This window comes from Brevibacterium yomogidense (assembly GCF_016107685.1).
In the GTDB taxonomy this organism is placed as follows: domain Bacteria; phylum Actinomycetota; class Actinomycetes; order Actinomycetales; family Brevibacteriaceae; genus Brevibacterium; species Brevibacterium yomogidense.
Window position 1 is genome coordinate 57345 of record NZ_JABASY010000009.1, and the last position, 12838, is coordinate 70182.

Below are 12838 nucleotides of genomic sequence, written 5' to 3' on the forward strand. Positions count from 1 at the left end.
AAAACACCAGCCGCCGGGGGCTGGTCCCGGATTGCGCGATTGGATCGACGACGGCGTCGAGCGTCACCGCCTATGAGGGGGCTTACGCAATAACGCTACTGAGAGTAAGTGGAAGGAAGCGGCTAACGTCTCCAACGATGAGGGGGCGTCATGCCGGAGCTCAATACTGGCGAGAAGAAGCTGATCTGCTTAGTTCTTGATGAGTATGAGGCAGGTTTCAGCCTGAGTCTTACTGACCTGATGCTTACTGAGAGGGAGGTGGCGCAGCTCGCAGCCCGACTCCGCAAGGCTCGGCACTATCCCACGCGCGTTGGCATCATAGAAGCTCAGAGAGCTCCGATCCGCCTGACGCTTCATGCCTCAGGTTTTGTTCCTTCAGTGTTCCGACTGTGGGCTTCCCGCACTCGTCGTACAGTTGCAGAGTCATACTCTTCTGCTGCCGCATCGTATGCGAGGCGGTCGAGTCTGCGGAAAAACTCAGCAGGAGTCATACCGGCCGCTCTGATCTGATAGTCAATGAGCGGGTTGTAGGTTGTGTGCTGAGAGGCGATCCACAGTGCCGTCGTATCAGCAGGATCCATCTTTTCTATTTCCTTTCTCTATTCTCCAACGTTCTCTCTTTAAGTGTCGAGTCAAGGTAGCGAAGCGACATATATGTAGACGAAAGCGCAGGCTGCCATGAGCCTATCCTTCCGTTTAGGCGAGACTCCCCACGAACTCGGAGGCGATCCAGTGTGTGTAATTTTCGTGGATTGTCGCCGCGCTTTAACCCGCCGGCAACGCATGCAGAAGGGGTCGGGGCCTCATCTCACGACCGTGTAGGTCACGCTGACCAACACGATCGACGCCGAGGGTAACGACACAGGAACGGCAAGCCAGGGAGTGCCCGGGAAACGACGGTCCGATGAGCGTCTTCCCCCGAACGGGTGTCTCCAAGACGAAACCTGCTGGCGGATCCGTGGAACTCCAGTGCTGAGGAGTCGGGCGCGCGCGTGTTCGGTAAAAATGTTGCGTGGATCGCAGGCCTCTTCATCTCCTGGGGGATGCTTCCTTTCAATATCGAGGTTCAATAGGATGCGGTGTATTGGCGACCCCAATATCCTACTGATACGGTTGAACCGTTCGAGCCGAGCATTCGCATCGATTTTCAGCAAAAAGTGAAGTCCCATCGCTTCCTAGTCACAACGGATCGGGGCGTACTGTGACACATGATCAGGAGAGGAAGGCGCCCGGCGTCTCTCGAAGAAGACTCGTTCGGGGAGTCGCGTGGTCTACCCCGCTCGTCACCATCGTGACCGCAGCGCCAGCGATAGAGGCATCACCTCCAACTGTTCTCGAAGGCATCACAGTTACTGGCTCATGCGGCGCGCTGGGAGTGATCGGTCAGGGGTTTGAGCTCGAAGCGCCTGCAGCCTCACCGATTCCTGCGGGGTCCGTACTTACGATCGAGCGAACAGGTGCCTTGAACGTCGGCGTTCTAGAGGTGTCCCTTGAAGGGCTAGATCAAGTCGCGCGCGTGGATCTAGTGAACAACAAGACTCGACGCGTGGTTTTCGAAGCAGACTGGAGCGGTATCGGTGCTGTAGGCGCTGTACTCAGCGTAAGTGCGATCGTAACGATTACCGCTACGCTGACCGTGCCAAGTGACTTCGAGCTCGGCCCATCGTCGGATCCTCAGGGTGAAGTTCGCCAGCTTCTTCTTTTTCTCTGTCGAGCAGAGTGAAGCCGTCGTGCTGCTGCCGCCATCGGAGAGAATCTCGTGACCTCGCACCGCACCTTCCCAGGTTGGTCCAAGCGGACCCGCAGGGATGCGGGACTCGAGGAAGGTTCCACGGGGGCGGACCTTGGGGCGCTCAAGCCGCTTCGCCGAGAGGTGAAAGAGCTCAAACGAGCCAAAGAGATGCTGAAGACCGTTTCAGCGTTTCTCACCGCGGAGCCAGGCCGCTTACGCCGAAATGACCGGGTTCATTGATACATCCCGGGCCCGGTTCTCCAGTTGTGCTCCGCTGTTGGGAGCAGAAGCCCGGATTGTCCCTGGGTTCGTCTTCAGGCGGGGAACAACATCGTGCATGAGAGTCCCTTCTTGGGCCTCGACGTCGCGTCGGAGCACTTCGCGCGTGCTAAGTACTCCGAGCCCACAAGGTCTTCGATCGTCGCGACCGCACCGACCGTAACGCCCGCAAGCAATGACGGATCGATTGTTCGAAGCAATCGGGCATCTAGGCATGTCGTCTGACCCTAGGTTCTCCAAAAATACTGGCGTACGCATGACTGTCGCTGCTGACGCAGCAAGCACCTGGCGAGAGGCGGCCTGGACCTGCGCGGGAACCGGTCTGGCCGTTCGTCTCGATCCACGACGCGTACGTGGCCGGCTCGGTGCGATCTGGACCAGGGCTCGCGTTTGTCATCTGCGGTCAACGTACTGAAGCCGTGGGTGTATCCGGCGTTCTGGACACAGCACACGCTTCCGAGGTCAGTGTGCAGCGTTGTAAGCGGCGATGACATCTTGGTGGATGCGGCCACGCTCGGACACCTCGTGCCCGTTCGCCTTCGCCCACTCACGAACCTCAGAGGGGCGCGCGCCTGTCTGCTCTTCGACCACGGACTTACTGCCCCGTGCGGTAGGGCTCCCCTGCCGGCGGCGGATAGCGGCTTGGGACTCCTTGCGCGCGACCGAGATGTAGTCTTGAAACAGCAGCTCGAAGTCTTCGGCCTCTTCCTCCGTTAGGTCGATGCTGTAGGCCTGGTTATTCAGGGAGAACTTTACTGTCTGGATATCTGACCTCTCCTCGTTGGAGAGGTCAGAGGTCAGAACCTCGATGATGCGCTTTGCCATGGTTAACTCCGTCTAAGGGCCTTACAGTGCTTCAGGAGTATTGCATAACGAGTTTGAGGATTTCCAATACTGGCCCGCAGTCGTTCACGTGCTAGGGGCCTTCCGCCGAGTAAAAGCTTGACAGGAACCTGCAATCGCGGATTTCTCCGAGTCTGACAGTTTGTATCGGCTAGTAGATGTCTTCTTTGCAGGGAAGCGCTACCTGGGTTCGTGAACCCAGTTCCTTCGACTTTCACGGCTCCGGCTTTATCGTCGTTTGTCGACGACGGACGGGAGTGGCAGTTCCGGTTTCACGGCGCAGCGCTCGGTAGACAGTGGTGCGGCTGACTCCCAGGACCTCGCCGATCTGGGCGACAGTCATGTCTTGCTGCTCATAAAGCTTTCGGGCGGTGCGGAGCTTGTCTTTTGTCAGCAGCGGCGGGCGGCCGCCGGTCCGACCACGAGCTCGGGCGGCTCTCAGCCCGGCGTTCGTCCGTTCGCGAATGAGGTCGCGCTCGAACTCGGCCAGGGAGGCGAAGAGGTGGAACACGAGTCGGCCACCTGAGGAGCTGGTGTCGATGTTCTCTTGCAGGGACCGGAACTCAATCCCGCGCTCTTGCAAGGCCGCCAACTGATCGATCAGATGCCGAATTGATCTACCGAGGCGGTCCAACCGCCACACCACCAAGGTATCCCCCGGTCGTAGCTGATCGAGAACCTTGTTCAGCTCGGGACGTGATTCCAGCGACCCGGATGCGGTATCGGTAAAGACCCGATAGCAGCCGGCGGCCGTCAGCTCGTCGTGCTGGAGGCTGGCATCTTGCTCGCCGGTCGATACGCGCGCATAGCCCAGAGCGTGTCCCATGCCACTAATGTACCAATTCTCATGCACGACCAGAAGAATCGACACATAGAAAACGGCACTGAGTTCCGCCACATAACCAGGTCTCGTCTATCCGCGGAGTTGTGACTTCGTCTGCTAAATGGCGGTGTTCTTCGGTCGCTTCGTGGCGGTCTCAATGACGAGCGATGCCAGCCGGGCTGACGTCCCGCAAGTCGATCGGCCACCGGGACGGTCCTCAGAGACGGACGCAGGCGGTCCCTGGAGTCGCTATATCCCTTTCCGTGGCTTTTCCGTGATGGTTCAGCAGGGGCCCGGTTTCGAATGGGCGCTACTTGACATGCGCGGGCATGCTGGCCCGGGCCACTGGTGCCGCGATCAGGCAGCCTCATGCTGTCCCGCTGTGCAGCAGGCTGCCCCCTTGTGCAATTGGCTGTTTCTGTGTACAGTCGGGGTATGGCTTTTGCAGCCGACGCTTCTGACCTCACGGGCCGCGCCCGCATCCGCAATACCGCCTTGCGGCAGTTCGCCGAGCGCGGCTTCGCCGCGACCACCATGCGCGATGTCGCGGCGGCGGCGGGTGTGTCGCCAGCCCTTGTGCGGCACCACTTCGGAAGCAAGGACGGGCTGCGGGAAGCCTGTGACACGCACGCCCTTGCCGCCTACATCGACATCGCCAAAGGCAGTGTGACCAAGGGGGAGCTGCCCGAGGGTCACCACATCGGCCAGGAGGACTCCTGGCTGGTGCGCTATCTCGCGCTTGCCCTGGTCGAGGACTCACCGGCCGCGACCGCCGTCTTCGAGGCACTGGTGGCGGTGACCGAGGACCACCTGCGAACACGCGAGGACGGCACCAGTGACCTACACGCGCAGGCGGTCGTGCTCACCGCCATGCGGCTGGGTGTCACCGTGCTGCACCGCCATGTCGGCCATGCCCTCGATACTGCTGTGTTCTCCGAAGAAGGCGTGGCCCGGGTCAGCTTGGCCACCCTCGACCTGCTGGCGCCAGGGCTCGTTGACACCGACCGGGCCGAGAGCTGGCGGGCGAGTTTGACCGACCTCCCCCACCGATCGGAACAGCCCGCGGGCCCGGGCGAGACAGCACCCGGCACACATCATTCAACACACGAGGTTCCATCTGACGATGACTGAGGCAATATCGGTATCGGCACTGGTGAAGACCTTCGGCCGAACTCGTGCACTCGACGGACTGGATCTGTCCGTGGCCACGGGCGAGGTACACGGTTTCCTGGGTCCCAACGGCGCTGGGAAGTCGACCACGCTGCGAATCCTGCTGGGGCTGCTGCGGCACGACTCCGGCACCGTCCGCCTGCTAGGCGGCGACCCGTGGACCCAGGCCACCGAGCTGCACCGGCGGCTGGCCTACGTCCCGGGTGACGTCACGCTGTGGCCCAACCTCTCCGGAGGCGAAATCCTGGACCTGCTGGGACGGCTGCGGGGAGGGCTGAACCCGGCGAGGAAGGCAGAACTTCTCGAGCTCTTCGAGCTCGACCCCACAAAGCGGTCACGCACCTACTCCAAGGGCAACCGTCAGAAGGTTGCCCTGGTTGCCGCGCTGGCCTCCGATGTGGAGCTGCTTTTGCTCGACGAGCCCACCTCCGGGCTCGACCCGCTGATGGAAGCCGCCTTCAACGACTGCATCAAGGCAGAGAGCCAGCGTGGCAGGACGGTGCTTCTGTCCAGCCACATCCTCGCCGAGGTCGAGGCCCTGTGTGATCGGGTCTCGATCATCCGCGACGGCAAGACGGTCGAGAGCGGGACTCTGGCCGAGCTTCGCCACCTCACCAGCACCTCCGTCCGGGCGGAGCTCGCCGAACCTGTCTCGGGCCTCGGCGACCTCGCCGGGGTCCACAGCCTCACCGTCGAGGGCAGGCGGGTGAGCTTCCAGGTGGACACCGAGGAGTTGGACGGGGTCTTCCGTCACCTCACCCCGTTCGGGCTGCGCAGCCTCATCAGCCAACCCCCGACCATGGAGGAGCTGTTCCTGCGCCACTACCACACGGATAAGACACCGAACGATGGGACCACACAGCGGGAAGGGACAGTTCGATGACCTCCCTCAATGGAGGAACTGCTCCCGCGCCACCACGGGAGGCAGAAGACGCCGAACGGCGGAACCGCGCAGCAGGAATGGACAGCTTGGTGGCCTCCCTCACCGGTACTGGGGCCCTGATCTGGTTGATCCTCAGACGCGACCGGATCCTGCTCGCGCTCTTCATCGCCCTGCCGGTGCTCATCGTAGCCAGCCAGACGACCGCCTTCCAGGAGCTCTACCCCACGGCCGAGGCACGCCAAATATTCAGCCAGCAGAGCAACGGTAACCCAGCGACCCTGGGCATGCTCGGGCCCATCTTCGCCTCCACCCTGGGAGGCTTGGTCGCGTGGCGGGTCGGGGTCATGGGCATGATCTTCGCCGGGATTCCAAGCCTGCTCTTGGTCATCCGTCACACCCGCGCCGAGGAGGAATCGGGCAGACGCGAACTGCTCAGCTCCACCACCGTAGGCCGCAACGCACCGCTCACCGCCGCTTTGGCCGCGGTATTCGGCGCCAACCTGGCCTTGGCCGTCGCCGTCACGATCGTCCTGATGGCATTCGGGCTTCCCACCGCCGGTTCCCTCGCGCTGGGGCTCTCCTTCGCCGGTGCCGGATGGATGTGCGCTGCCATCGGCGGCGTGACCGCCCAGGCCAGCGAGAGCGCCAGGACGGCCAGAGGCCTCTCTCTGATGGCCTTCACCGTCCTTTTCCTCCCGCGCATCGCCGCAGACGCGGCCGGTCAAGACAGCGACATCGCGTGGCTGGCGTGGCTCTCACCGCTGAACTGGACCCGCCTGACCCACCCCTTCGCCGACGAGAAGTGGTGGGTCTTCACCCTCATCCTGGGCTTCACCACCATGCTGGGCGCCGCAGCCTACGCACTCAGTGCGGGCCGCGACCTGGACGCCGGGTTCCTGCGGCCACGGCCCGGACCGGCACAGGCCGGGCCGGGGCTGCGCAGCCCCCTCACCCTGGCATGGCGGCTACACAGGAGGGCACTGCTGTCCTGCGCAGTCGGGTTCGCGCTCGTCGGCGGCTTAGCGGGCTTGGTCGCCCCAATCTCCACCGAGCTTCTGAGTGACACGCAACCTGGGGGCGACTTCCTCGCCTTCGCGGGAGCCGGCGACGTCGGCGAAGCCTTCGTGTCGCTGATCGTCTACGCCCTCTCGGTGAGTTTGGTGTCGGCCTACGCCATCATGACCGTACTCAGGCTCCGCTCGGAGGAAACCAGCGGGCACGCCGACTCCTTGCTCAGCGGTCCCACCCCCCGGCTGCGTTGGGCCTGGAGCCACCTGCTGATCGCCGTCCTGGGCCCGGTCGTGCTGCTCGCCGCTCTCGGCCTGAGCGCGGGGCTGACCTACAGCCTCGTCAGCGGCGACGTCGCCAGCGAACTGCCGCGTACCCTCGGTTCCACCATGGCGGCCCTGCCCGCCGTGTGGGTGATGGCCGCTCTGGCCAAGGCCGCCTACGGTCTGTTCCCCAAGTTCGCCGCGCTCGTCGGATGGGGCACGCTGGGGATGTTTCTGCTCATCGAGCTCGGTTGGGAAACCCAACAGATCAGCGACGCCGTCTTCGCCGTCTCCCCCTTCTCCCACATACACCCATCCACTGAGGTGGGCCCGCTCACCCTGCTCTCGCTCACCGCCGTCGCCGCGGTCCTCGCTGCCGGCGGCCTGCTGGGGTTGCGGAGAAGAGACTTCGGCTGACCTGTCGAACGGTTACGGTAGCGACAAGGTCAGAGCACTGATCGTCACCGGCCCGGACTCACTCGCCCGGATTCACCTGACCGGATCACCAACGTCCACCGGACACCACCGCCGCTTACCGGGAGTGTCACTTTCAGAAGCCGGCTGCACACCGTCAGGCGACATGACAGGGCTTGTGCAGCCGACTCTTGACAGCGAGCTGTCAGAAGTCCTCTGCACGATCGGTCTTTTTGTTCAGAAGTCGTGTGCACAACGCTGCGCCTTGTGAGGAACTGCGGGTGGGGGAGCTTCCAAACGAACAGGTTGCTTCGTACTTCATTACGGTTGGGATGTGTCAGACCTAATACCCGGTGCTTCGCAGCCACGCTCGCGGAACTCAAGCGGCACGTCCACGCCGCCAGATTCCAAGCGCAGCGGAAAGCCAACACTGAGCTGCTGATGCTGTGGTGGCGTATCGGACGCACCATCCTCGCCCGACAACTGCAGGAAGCATGGGGTACTGGGGTTCTCGAGCGACTCGCCTTCGGATCTCCGCACCGAGTTTCCCTCGATGAAGGGCTTCTCGAGACGCAACCTGCTTTATATGCGGGCCTTCGCCCAGTCGTGGCCAGACTTCGACAAGGATGTGCAACGACCCGTTGCACAATTGCCGTGGAGTCATATCATCGAGCTGCTGGACAAGCTCGATGATCATGAGCTGCGGGGCTGGTACGCAGCCAAAGACGTCGCCCATGGCTGGAGCAGACCAGTCCTCGCCCATCAGATCGTCACCAGGCTGCACGAGCGCGAGGCAGCGGCGCTAACGAACTTCAACGGCGCACTCGAGCAACCAGATTCCGAACTCGCGTAGCAGATCACCCGAGACCCCTACGCGCTCGACTTCCTCGCAATCGACAGCGACGTAGCCGAGCGAGAACTTGAAAAGCGGCTGGTCGACCGCATCGTCGACACCCTCCACGAGCTCGGCCCCGGTTTCGCGTTCGTCGGACGTCAGTTGCACGTCGACGTCGACGGCGATGATTTCTTCGTGGACCTGCTGTTCTTCCACATCGAACAGCTTCGCTACGTGGCGATCGAGCTGAAGACCACGAAGTTCGACCCTCGCGATGCCGGCCAATTGGGCTTCTACGTCGCCCTCGTCGACGACAAACTACGCATCCCAAGCAAACACGAGCCGACCGTCGGTATCCTCCTCGTCGCTGGTAAGAACGATGCCGTCGTTCGCTATGCCCTAGCCTCCACCACTCAGCCGGTCGCGGTAAGCCGCTACGAACTCGCCGAGGACGCGCAGGCGGCCTTGCCCGACGAGGCCACCATCGCGCGCGCATTCACTGACGAACTCGCGCGGGAAACCGACGTAGAGGACGACTCAGCCGGGTCGCAACGGTAAATGGCGTGGTTCTCGCGGCGTTTAGTGGCCGATGAGCAGTGCCCGCGCGGCAGCGCGATACTGCGCCGACCAGCGCGTCAGTGTCCGCAAGGGCACGCCTGATTCCGCAGCGATGCGCGTCCATGGCACACCGTGCTCGTGCTGGCGCAGCAAAGCGAGCTTCTCCTGCGGGCTCAACTGCACCATAGCGATCACCTGTTCAGGTCTCCGGGCCGGAGCTGGCCGCGGTGTCCGGCCCCGCAGTCACCGACTCGGTAGGCCGGGGCGGCAGGTGGCGGTACAGGCTGGTGCGCGTGATGCCGGTCTTGGCGACGATCTCGGCCATCGTGTGTCCGAGCCCGCGCAGATGCTCGGCGTATGCCAACTTGTCCGGATCCACCACGGACGGCCGCCCCACACGTCGGCCTTTCGCGGTCGCTACCGCTCGGGCGTGGGCGGCGCGTTCGAGGGTGTAGGTGCGTTCCATCTGCCCGAACAACGCCAGCAGCACCACGGACAGCTGCGCCATCGGGTCGTCCGGGTTGGATGAGTCCACTTTGATGGGGTCGGCCAGGTTGCGCACCCCGATATTACGTTCGGAGAGGTCATGGATTAGGTTCAGTGTGTCGCGCACCGTGCGCCCGAGCCGGTCCAAAGTGTGGACCACAATCACGTCGCCGTCGCGGGCATACTCCAGGACCGCGCGGAGCCCGGGGCGGTCGACCGTCGATCCAGATTTCTTGTCCACATAGATCCGCTCGGGTGCGATGCCGGTCTGGCGCAGAGCATCGATCTGCCGATCCAGGTCCTGCTTGACCGTCGAAACCCGCGCGTAGCCCAAATCCATGCACCGAGAGTACCAGTAGTCAGAACCGTACGGAATAGACGGGATGGTTTTGTGGGATGACTTCTGGAACGGAGGCATGCCGATGATGGTCAATCGCAGCGCGCTTCGATGAAGACCGTTCCACTACCAAGGAACTGGGATGATAGGTCTGTACTGGCCAAGGAGGTTAGTTAATGGGACTAGGTCGCTCCGGTCAACTTCGTAGAGAGCTGCTGAATGCCCTGCTACTGTCTCGGAGCCATCATGATCAGCCCGTGGCCGCAAGGCGTGGGCTGAGTTTGTTTCATTCGATCCGCGGGAGGATGGTGGCTGGAGCTACGGTCGTGGCCCAGCTCTCGGCGATGCCGTTCTCGAACGGTTCGACGAGGGGAAGGCCACCCAGCGCCAGCAGGAGAAACTCTCGGACGGCGTCTCGAATGATCCTTCTCACGCGAACCGAGTTCGAGGCGTAGTTTTGGGGCCCGGTCACCGGCGAGGAGCCAGGGATCGAGCCTCGCCCCGCCCAAGTGCTGTTCGTGAGTACAACGATTTTCCGCAAACAACTCCAACGAGTCGTCATCTAGCTAGCCCCTGCAAGTCCCGTCCGTCAGAGGGCCATCCCGACGACCCCGCCGGCGACCACGAGCGCCAAGACAGTGAGCGTGATGACGACGAAGCCCTTGTCGGTGAGTCTGACGAAGTGACCAGCCATCATCACCAGTCTGATCACAGGCAACAGAACCAGGAGAGAGCATCCGCAGGCGAGCAGGATCGTCGCAGTCAGGCCTGGCTGCAGATACGCGATGGTTGCGCCGACGACGAGTAGGGCGGAGGCGATGACCGTGCCGATGCGCATGAGTCCGGCGATACTCAGTGCGAGCCGACGGTCCTCGGCGGCAGTGGCCATGGCGGTGGTGGTGTGATGCGTCACAATGAGGCTCCCCAGTTCATTCCGATTGCGTTTGCGGTCATGGGCACGGCCAGAGCAAGAAGCACGATCGTGAATACGATGCGCAACGAGGGGCCGGCTGCCTTGACGAGGATCTTCGCGCCGAGGACCGACCCAACCAGCGACCCGAGGACAACGGGCGCAGACAGTTCGAGGTCGAGGGTGCCCGAGAGCAGGTACGCAGCGGCAGCGCCGCAGGCGGTGACACCGATCATCAGGTTCGCCGTGGCAGACGAGACCTTGATCGGCAGCTTCATGGCCGCGTCCATGGCCGGGATCTTGAGCACGCCGGACCCGATGCCAAGCAGCGCCGAGAGCGTGCCCGCCCCGAACATGAGCCCGGTCCCCAGCGGTAATCGTGACACCCGGTAGTCCACGGCGCTCCCGTCGTCGCCCGTGATCGTGCCTGCCAGGGATGGGTGCTTAAGAGCCTGGTTTTCGGGCTGTGGGCCCCGGTCCCGGCGACCGGTGATCATCTGCACCGCAGAGACCAGCAGCACGGCTGCGAAGATTCCGTAGAGGATCGGATCGGGAACAGTCCCGACCATGAGCACGCCGACCAGTGCACCGAACGTCGTGGCGACTTCCAAGACGACCGCCAGGCGCAGGTTCGTCAGACCCGTGGACAGGAACTTGGGCGCGCTGGCGCAGGAGCACGCGATGACCGAGACCAGGCTCACGGCGACCGCGACGGGGAACGGCACACCAGCTGCCAGGGTCAGCAGCGGGACGACGAAGATGCCGCCGGCCATGCCGAGCGCGCCGCCAAGCGCCCCTGCTGCCAGAGAGCCGAAGAACAGCAGGGCGAAAAGAGCAAGTGTCACTGCTGACTCTCCGCACCGTTGCCGGACCTGGGCAGACGCGTGGTGAAAGTGATCGCGTCGCCACGGTAGTGCAGAACCTCGTAGTCAACCGGTCTCTGCCCGGTCGTCAAGGACGTCCGCTCGATTCGGAAGACCGCGGATCCTTCAGTGATCTGCAGCGCTTCGGCGATCTCCTCGTTGGCGGTACTAGCCTGAAGCGCATACGCGGCCTCAAGCAAGGGCGTATTGTGACGATCCTCTAGCAGAGTGAAAATCTGCTCGTTCTCCAGATCGTCCTGAGCGATAAGCCGTCCGAGGCCGGTGGGCAAATAAGTGTCGTCGAAGGAGACGGGATAGCCGGCGGCGAGCCTGACGCGCTCGATATGGGTCACCTGCGCACCGAGCGGCAACTGCAAGGCCGCACGAGCATCAGGCGGGGCAGTGATTTCCTCGACCTTCACAACTCGCGCCTGGGAGGGCAGGCCGTGGGCATCCATGTCCTCGACGAAACCGGTCAGCGCGTTCAGTGGCTGCCTGAGGCTCGGCGTGGCCACGAAGCTGCCCTGCCCGCGTCTGGTGACGATCAGGTTTCGAGCGACAAGGTTCTGGATCGCTCGCCGGATCGTGATACGGCTGACACCGAATTTCTCGATCAGGTCGCCCTCCGTCGGCAGCCGGTCGCCAGGATGGAGGTCCACGCCAAGCTGGGCGACGAGCGCTTGCTCAACCTGTGCGTAGAGTGGGGCGTCTGATGTCATGCCTCCAGTTTACGTTATATTGTTATAATATCTATATAGTATTCCTCCCATCTTCAAGCAGTTCAAAGACGATCCTGCTTGCGCTATCTGGCGGTCGTCCTGATCGCGAAGGCATTCATCGACTCCCTGAACGGTGGAGCGGCCACTAACCGCTGCGAAAGCCACGCCACTTGCCCCTGCGACTCACACCTCGAGGCGTGCCCGCGTTTATCAGGGTCGAGGGCGAGGGTGTCCGGTGAGGGTTCCCCTACCGGGACATTCGCTTCCTGTGTCGGTGACCAGGCCCGGTGCGGGCATCCGTTACGGTGCTTGCCAGTGCTGGAGGTTTGTCCATCGCTCGGACCATCAGCGGTGCTGGTGCGGCGAGCATTGCAGTATCGCGAAGGACGGCGCTGAGTGAGCCTTTGCCTGTGCAACCTTTCCGGTCAATCGCGACTGACGCCAGAGCGTGCGGGTGCGTTTACGGCGCAGTTGGCTGTAGCGCCGTAGCACCGAATCTAGATCGAAGTCAGCGGTGCCTTCTTGAGTATCGCGTAGCAGCAGGACCAGGGTTGCTGCATCTTCGATGGCTTGCCCGGCGCCCTGACCGAGGTCGGGAGTCATCGCGTGGGCTGCGTCTCCAAGCAGCACACTGTGGCCGATGGTCGATGATGGGGGTGCCCCTATGGTGCGTGTCAAGCAGCCGCAGGGACTCTCGGTTCATAGAGCGTGCTGT

14 protein-coding genes and 1 pseudogene are annotated in these 12838 nt (G+C 62.9%); 7 read left to right on the plus strand and 8 right to left on the minus strand.

What is annotated here, in order from left to right:
• Nucleotides 1-1201: 1201 nt before the first annotated feature.
• On the plus strand, nt 1202-1723 hold the full coding sequence (locus JFC09_RS15935) for a hypothetical protein (protein WP_198395038.1): 522 nt from the start codon (nt 1202-1204) through the stop codon (nt 1721-1723).
• Between the two features lie 750 nt (nt 1724-2473).
• On the opposite strand, the gene JFC09_RS15940 is transcribed toward JFC09_RS15935, so the two are convergent.
• Both JFC09_RS15940 and JFC09_RS15945 read right to left on the minus strand, forming a co-directional pair.
• Nucleotides 2474-2836, minus strand: coding sequence for a histone-like nucleoid-structuring protein Lsr2 (locus JFC09_RS15940; RefSeq protein ID WP_198395039.1), 363 nt, complete (start codon nt 2834-2836; stop codon nt 2474-2476).
• Between the two features lie 232 nt (nt 2837-3068).
• On the minus strand, nt 3069-3680 hold the full coding sequence (locus JFC09_RS15945) for a recombinase family protein (protein WP_198395050.1): 612 nt from the start codon (nt 3678-3680) through the stop codon (nt 3069-3071).
• A 432-nt stretch (nt 3681-4112) separates the two neighbouring features.
• On the opposite strand from JFC09_RS15945, the gene JFC09_RS16785 reads away from it, so the two are divergent.
• From JFC09_RS16785 to JFC09_RS17020, 6 genes and pseudogenes are all read left to right on the plus strand, one after another.
• Nucleotides 4113-4808 carry a TetR/AcrR family transcriptional regulator gene (locus tag JFC09_RS16785; protein ID WP_198395040.1) on the plus strand — a complete coding sequence of 232 codons (696 nt, stop codon included), beginning with the start codon at nt 4113-4115 and terminating at the stop codon, nt 4806-4808.
• Complete coding sequence (locus tag JFC09_RS15955; protein WP_198395041.1) at nt 4801-5730, plus strand: ABC transporter ATP-binding protein; 930 nt, start codon at nt 4801-4803, stop codon at nt 5728-5730. Before JFC09_RS16785 ends, JFC09_RS15955 begins: the two co-directional genes overlap by 8 nt.
• Before the next feature lie 89 nt (nt 5731-5819).
• Nucleotides 5820-7418 (plus strand): ABC transporter permease, encoded by a 1599-nt coding sequence (locus tag JFC09_RS15960; protein ID WP_198395042.1) that lies wholly within the window; start codon nt 5820-5822, stop codon nt 7416-7418.
• Nucleotides 7419-7682: 264 nt separating this feature from the next.
• Nucleotides 7683-7880, plus strand: a pseudogene (locus tag JFC09_RS17010) (hypothetical protein); the annotation flags it as partial.
• Nucleotides 7881-7968: 88 nt separating this feature from the next.
• Nucleotides 7969-8268, plus strand: coding sequence for a DUF1016 N-terminal domain-containing protein (locus JFC09_RS17015; RefSeq protein WP_332839803.1), 300 nt, complete (start codon nt 7969-7971; stop codon nt 8266-8268).
• 39 nt (nt 8269-8307) lie between these two features.
• Complete coding sequence (locus tag JFC09_RS17020; protein ID WP_332839805.1) at nt 8308-8808, plus strand: PDDEXK nuclease domain-containing protein; 501 nt, start codon at nt 8308-8310, stop codon at nt 8806-8808.
• Between the two features lie 21 nt (nt 8809-8829).
• On the opposite strand, the gene JFC09_RS16790 is transcribed toward JFC09_RS17020, so the two are convergent.
• The 6 genes from JFC09_RS16790 to JFC09_RS15995 all read right to left on the minus strand — a co-directional run bounded on the left by JFC09_RS16790 (nt 8830) and on the right by JFC09_RS15995 (nt 12753).
• Nucleotides 8830-8994, minus strand: coding sequence for a helix-turn-helix domain-containing protein (locus JFC09_RS16790; protein ID WP_269770557.1), 165 nt, complete (start codon nt 8992-8994; stop codon nt 8830-8832).
• A gap of 13 nt (nt 8995-9007) precedes the next feature.
• Complete coding sequence (locus tag JFC09_RS15975) at nt 9008-9634, minus strand: recombinase family protein (protein ID WP_198395043.1); 627 nt, start codon at nt 9632-9634, stop codon at nt 9008-9010.
• A gap of 586 nt (nt 9635-10220) precedes the next feature.
• The gene (locus JFC09_RS15980) at nt 10221-10544 is read right to left on the minus strand and encodes a hypothetical protein (RefSeq protein WP_198395044.1); all 324 of its coding nucleotides are present in this window, start codon (nt 10542-10544) and stop codon (nt 10221-10223) included.
• Complete coding sequence (locus JFC09_RS15985; protein WP_198395045.1) at nt 10541-11386, minus strand: sulfite exporter TauE/SafE family protein; 846 nt, start codon at nt 11384-11386, stop codon at nt 10541-10543. Before JFC09_RS15985 ends, JFC09_RS15980 begins: the two co-directional genes overlap by 4 nt.
• Nucleotides 11383-12123, minus strand: coding sequence for a GntR family transcriptional regulator (locus JFC09_RS15990; RefSeq protein ID WP_198395046.1), 741 nt, complete (start codon nt 12121-12123; stop codon nt 11383-11385). Before JFC09_RS15990 ends, JFC09_RS15985 begins: the two co-directional genes overlap by 4 nt.
• A gap of 345 nt (nt 12124-12468) precedes the next feature.
• A complete protein-coding gene (locus JFC09_RS15995) occupies nt 12469-12753 on the minus strand; it encodes an FAD-dependent monooxygenase (RefSeq protein ID WP_332839804.1) in 285 nt (94 codons plus the stop codon).
• Nucleotides 12754-12838: the final 85 nt, after the last annotated feature.

Excerpts from the sequence above, each read along its gene's own strand:
- JFC09_RS15990 (WP_198395046.1), bottom strand. The coding sequence starts at position 12,123 with ATGACATCAGACGCCCCACTCTACGCACAGGTTGAGCAAGCGCTCGTC.
- JFC09_RS15945 (WP_198395050.1), bottom strand. The coding sequence starts at position 3,680 with ATGGGACACGCTCTGGGCTATGCGCGCGTATCGACCGGCGAGCAAGAT.
- JFC09_RS16790 (WP_269770557.1), bottom strand. The coding sequence starts at position 8,994 with ATGGTGCAGTTGAGCCCGCAGGAGAAGCTCGCTTTGCTGCGCCAGCAC.
- JFC09_RS15975 (WP_198395043.1), bottom strand. The coding sequence starts at position 9,634 with ATGGATTTGGGCTACGCGCGGGTTTCGACGGTCAAGCAGGACCTGGAT.
- JFC09_RS15940 (WP_198395039.1), bottom strand. The coding sequence starts at position 2,836 with ATGGCAAAGCGCATCATCGAGGTTCTGACCTCTGACCTCTCCAACGAG.
- JFC09_RS15955 (WP_198395041.1), top strand. The coding sequence starts at position 4,801 with ATGACTGAGGCAATATCGGTATCGGCACTGGTGAAGACCTTCGGCCGA.
- JFC09_RS16785 (WP_198395040.1), top strand. The coding sequence starts at position 4,113 with ATGGCTTTTGCAGCCGACGCTTCTGACCTCACGGGCCGCGCCCGCATC.
- JFC09_RS17015 (WP_332839803.1), top strand. The coding sequence starts at position 7,969 with ATGAAGGGCTTCTCGAGACGCAACCTGCTTTATATGCGGGCCTTCGCC.